At 74.3% G+C, this 3,014-nt stretch carries 4 protein-coding genes; 3 read left to right on the forward strand and 1 reads right to left on the reverse strand.

Annotation, left to right across the window (positions count from 1 at the left end; genetic code table 11):
- Nucleotides 1-233 precede the first annotated feature (233 nt).
- Both ABD353_RS35875 and ABD353_RS35880 read left to right on the forward strand, forming a co-directional pair.
- Complete coding sequence (locus ABD353_RS35875; RefSeq protein ID WP_344627906.1) at nucleotides 234-545, forward strand: hypothetical protein; 312 nt, start codon at nucleotides 234-236, stop codon at nucleotides 543-545.
- Nucleotides 530-898, forward strand: a complete 369-nt coding sequence (locus ABD353_RS35880) for an STAS domain-containing protein (RefSeq protein ID WP_344627907.1) — start codon at nucleotides 530-532, stop codon at nucleotides 896-898. The genes ABD353_RS35875 and ABD353_RS35880 overlap by 16 nt, the downstream gene beginning before the upstream one ends.
- 368 nt (nucleotides 899-1,266) lie before the next feature.
- Here ABD353_RS35880 and ABD353_RS35885 read toward each other — a convergent pair whose 3' ends face one another.
- The gene (locus ABD353_RS35885; RefSeq protein ID WP_344627908.1) at nucleotides 1,267-2,196 is read right to left on the reverse strand and encodes an alpha/beta hydrolase; all 930 of its coding nucleotides are present in this window, start codon (nucleotides 2,194-2,196) and stop codon (nucleotides 1,267-1,269) included.
- Between the two features lie 109 nt (nucleotides 2,197-2,305).
- Here ABD353_RS35885 and ABD353_RS35890 point away from each other — a divergent pair, with 109 nt between their 5' ends.
- The gene (locus tag ABD353_RS35890) at nucleotides 2,306-2,764 is read left to right on the forward strand and encodes a MarR family winged helix-turn-helix transcriptional regulator (protein WP_344627909.1); all 459 of its coding nucleotides are present in this window, start codon (nucleotides 2,306-2,308) and stop codon (nucleotides 2,762-2,764) included.
- The last annotated feature ends 250 nt before the right edge of the window (nucleotides 2,765-3,014 follow it).

The raw sequence follows: 3,014 nt of genomic DNA on the forward strand, positions 1-3,014 counted from the left end.
CGAACTCGACCGGGCCTCGGCCCGCACCGGGGAAAGGGAGCGCAGCCCCCACGACGGCATCACCCGATGGTGGGGATGATCCGGCCGCCAATGCCCCGGCCGTACACCCCCGCCCGAACCGAACGGCCCGGCCGGGTCGCCCGCTCCGCCGGCAACCGACCACCGAGCAGGCCGACTCCTCGCCCGCACGAAGCCGGACATGTCAGCTGCTCCGCCCGGAAGGGAGCGCGCCCATGACCACCCGACACCTCCTACCGCCCTCCCCCGCCCACGGCGGCGCCGTGCCCTTGCTGCTGACCACCGTCACGGACGTCCCCGGCCCGGCAGGCGCGTCCTCCATCTCGACGGCGAGATCGACCGGGGCCGGCGCGCCGCCCCGGAGAACGCGCTCGCCGCAGCCCCACCGCCGGGTCCGACGGCTGCTGGAGATCACCGGCGCCGACCACCTCTTCGCCCTCTGCGGCAGCATCGGGGCCGCCCTGAACGGCCACCGCCCGAACACGCCGCTCCCCCGGGAAGGGATGCAGACGTGTCGAGCGAGCTGAAGACCAGTACCAGGCGCATCGGCCGGGCCGTGGTGTGCGTTCTCGCCGGCGACCTTCACCAGGGCACCGCCGACCAGGCACAGCACGCCCTCGACGCGGCACTCGCCGAACTCCCGGACGTCCTCGCGGTCGACCTGAGCGGCATCGAGCTGCTCGCCTCCGGCGGGCTCAACACCCTGCTGCGGGCCAGGACCGCGGCCGCCGACCGCACGGTGCCCACCGTCCTCGTCGCACCCAGCACCGGGGCACGCCGGGTCCTGGAACTCACCGACACCGCAGAGCTGTTCCCCGTCTACGCCACCGCCGAGGAAGCCGCCCGGCACCGCGAGGAACCGCCGGGCGCCGGCCGGTAACCACGCCGGACGCGCTGGACGCGCCGGACGGGGAACAGTCGACCGGCGCGAACGGCGCCCACGGGACTCTGCCGCGCCCGCGCGCCCCGCAGCTGCCCGCGACCCACGTGAAGCCGCGCGGCCGGGGTGCGCCGACCTGCGGAAATACCCACCGATTGCACAAGCGATCCGCGCAGTCGGGGAAGGCCGGGAGGTCTCACGGCGCCGAGCGGCAAAGGCCCCTCGGCGCCTTGATCACCGCCTGTCGGACGGGTCACCCGTGCGGGCCAGGGCCACCGTGGCGGGCACCGGCAGCGACCTCGCCCAACCTCGACTGCACGACCGAGGAGGCGGCGCCCACCCGACCGCCCCGGTCACCAAGGTCCGTGTCAGTGGACCGGTTCGAGACGGTCGGCGCCCGGGTGCCCGGCGCTCACATGGGCGGCGAGGAAGCGGGCGGCGCGGTCGAGTGCGGCGTCCGCCTCGTCGAGGCGGCCGTAGTGGTGCTGGTAGACGTGGGGAAGGCCGGGGCCGATTTCGAGCGTGACCTCGACGTTGTCGGCGCCCGCGCGGCCGGCCAGCCGGACCGCGTCGTCGAGGAGCACCTCGTTCGCCCCGACCTGCACGAGGAGCGGGGGGAGTCCGGTGAGGTCGGCGAACACCGGACTGGCCAGGGGATGCGCCCTGTCGCCTGCGCCGACGTAGAGATCGGCGTAGTCGCGCACGTCGGCCTCGGTGAAGATGGGGTCGGCGCCCTCCTTGGAGCTGATGCTTCCTCCGGAGAGGGTGAGGTCGGCCCAGGGGGAGAAGACGACCACGGCGGCCGGCTGCGGCAGCCCGGCCTCCCGGGCGGCGAGCAGCGTGGCGATGCTCAGTCCGCCACCGGCGGAGTCACCGGCCATGACGAGGTCCCGCGGGTCGGTGCCCGAAGCCAGCAGTTCGCGGTAGGCCGCGAGCCCGTCGTCGACGGCCGCGGGGAAGGGGTGCTCGGGCGCCAGCCGGTAGTCCACCGACGTCGCACGCAGCCCGGCTCGGCGGGCCAGTTCACCGGCCAGCCCTGCGTGGGTGTCCGGTGAGCCGATGACGTAGCCGCCGCCGTGCAGGTAGAGCAGTCGGCCGTGGCCGGAGGCTTCGGCCGGCTCCAGCTCCAGGGCCGGCCGGCCGCCCAGGACGGTCCTGCGGGTGACCACGCCCTCCGGAGCGGGTCGGGTGAGGGCCGCAGCGAAACCGCTGCGCTGCTCCTCGGGAGTGGGCCGGGTCTCGCTGCGAGGGGCGGAGCGGAGTACGGCGTCCAGGGCGTCGCGCTGCTGTCGGGACATGCGGGCCTCCATGGGTCGGGATGCGAGGATGGATTCCTGGGAATCCACCTGCCTGACCCCAACCGGATTCCAAGGAAGATGATTCCCGGGAATCTACTGGAAGGCCAATGTGAGCCACATCACCCCGATCTTCACCGATCTGGTCCGCGTCGAGACCCGGCTCTACAACGCGGTGAGCGCCCGGTTGCGCGCCGAACAAGGGCTGGGACTGGGGCAGTTCGAGCTTCTGGAGATCATCGACCGCGTGCCGGAGTGCCGCGTGCTCGACATCGTCGGCGAACTGGCGATCACCGTGGGAGCCGTCAGCAAGGCCGTCGACCGGCTGGTGGCTGCAGGCTGGTGCCAGAGGGTCGCACACCCCCAGGACCGCCGCTCGTCCGTCCTGCGCCTCACACCCGCGGGCGAGAAGCAGCTGTCCGCCTCCCGTCCCGTCGTCGAGGGCGAGCTCACCTCGCTGACCTCGACGGTTCCCCCCGACGACCTGGCCCGCATCGCCTCAACCCTGGCCGCCCTCCGCGCGACCCTCGAGGCGAGCCCCCACGGGGCCCGCCGGGAGGAGGGGAAATGACCCGCGAACGGCATCCGCCCCGGAGTCGAGTGACACCGCCCGGGCGGCCTGCACCGCGCCGGCTCCGGCCGCCGGCCGCGCACTCGGCCCGCCGCCGTTCCGCCTGCAGCCCGGGCCCTCCCCGGTGATGGGTTGATCCGGCGCTCCACTTGGCGGCCTTCGCAGCTCTCGCGCTCGGTCTCGGCCGAGGCGCCTCGGTGCCGGCGTGCCAGCGTGCCGGCGTGCCGGCGTGCCGGCGTGCCGGCGTGCC

This window comes from Kitasatospora arboriphila, assembly GCF_039528095.1.
Lineage (GTDB): Bacteria > Actinomycetota > Actinomycetes > Streptomycetales > Streptomycetaceae > Kitasatospora > Kitasatospora arboriphila.